Source organism: Oleiphilus sp. HI0125 (assembly GCF_001635355.1).
The window spans coordinates 1-892 of record NZ_LWGF01000268.1 but is presented as its reverse complement, the minus strand read 5'-3'; the positions used below and the strand labels follow the sequence as shown (position 1 = coordinate 892).

Below are 892 nucleotides of genomic sequence, written 5' to 3'. Positions count from 1 at the left end.
CCAAAAAGTCAGTGATCGCGAAATTTCCCGTGCTCAGAAAGAATTAGATAAACGCATCAAGGAATTCAACTCACTACAAGATCAACTGAAAGAAAAGCTAGGCGTTGAAAAGAAAAAAGCTGAGTCAACGATTTCTAAAGCAAAATCGACGGTTGAAAGCAAAGTAAAAACAGTAGAAAAGAAAGTTAAAACAGCCGCGAAAAAAGCCCCTGTTAAAAAAGCTCCCGCTAAAAAGACTGTTGCTAAAAAAGCAGCGACCGTGAAGAAGGCAGTAGAGAAAGACGTAAAAACTGCGAAGAAAGCCGTTGAGAAAGAAATTGAAACTGCGAAGAAAGCCGTTGAGAAAGAAATTAAAACCGCTAAGAAAGCAGTCGAGAAAGAAGTTAAAACGGTCAAGAAAGCCGTTACTAAAAAAGCTGCGCCAGCAAAAGCGGCGGCTAAGAAAGCTGCTGATAATTTAAGTAAGCTACCGGGCGTTGGACCAGCGACCGCGAAGAAACTTGCAGAGGCTGGAATCACAAGTTTCAAACAGGTCGCAAACCCGAGTGCGGCCGATAAGAAAAAATTAGAAGCCTTCGCGAAAACAAAAGGTTTCGCTGATTGGACAGCCAAAGCAAAAGAGCTGATCTAAGCCATTAATTTAACTAGGCCATGCGCAATGCATGGCCTAGTTATTCTCCCTTCATACACATATTTACTTTCATACCTTTACTCAACAGCTTACAAACGTTACACAAAAAAACGATACTTCCCCTGCTTAACTAATCCACTCCCCTACACTGAAATTACATAAAAAATATAACTCGAGTAGGTATTCTTGTGCTTAGTGCATCAACAATAAGAAAAGTATGTTTGGGCGGCATCCTCGCACTTTCAAGCTTCACGCTATTAG

Annotated in this window: 1 protein-coding gene; it reads left to right on the top strand. The window is 41.0% G+C overall.

Annotation, left to right across the window (positions count from 1 at the left end; all coding sequences use genetic code 11):
* Window positions 1-631: helix-hairpin-helix domain-containing protein (locus tag A3762_RS03875; RefSeq protein WP_068754189.1), on the top strand; the 631-nt coding region annotated here is incomplete at its 5' end.
* Window positions 632-892 lie beyond the last annotated feature (261 nt).